Annotated in this window: 1 protein-coding gene; it reads right to left on the bottom strand. The window is 49.5% G+C overall.

Features of this window, described 5'->3' with window-relative positions; genetic code table 11:
• The coding region (locus IV91_RS18970) for an IS66 family transposase (RefSeq protein ID WP_031599553.1) at positions 1-187 on the bottom strand (187 nt) is incomplete at its 3' end.
• Positions 188-412 lie beyond the last annotated feature (225 nt).

Raw genomic sequence — 412 nt, 5'->3', positions numbered from 1 at the left:
TGAAGGCCAGTTGGAGGCTGTATAGGTCGGGGTTGCGGCGTTCCGACTTCTGACCGAAAAGATGGCGTCTAAACCATTCCAGTTGCCTTTTGAGCTGGGAGATTTCTTCCTGTTGGCGTGCATTGATGACCATCAAAACCGCGACTTGGTCGGTGGGTTTTTGTGCGGTTTCGAGGGCTTTTGACATGACATAATTGTACCACTAATCAATCGGTTATGTTGATTTTTCGGGCATATTTATGAACTATTTTCACCCTGATTTCAGGTGGCTGGCAGACGGGAATAGCGTTTCCTGAAGGACTTCGGTTCCACGCCCTCCAGCAGAAGTTTGAGATGGGTCCAATCGGTTTCACAGGAGCGAATCTGGCTCCAGTCCGAGAAGAATCTTCCCTGCTCCAGGCGTTTACTCCAA

The organism is Ferrovum myxofaciens, from assembly GCF_000735045.1.
In the GTDB taxonomy this organism is placed as follows: Bacteria; Pseudomonadota; Gammaproteobacteria; order Burkholderiales; family Ferrovaceae; genus Ferrovum; species Ferrovum myxofaciens.
This window is presented reverse-complemented; position numbering and strand designations above follow the sequence as displayed.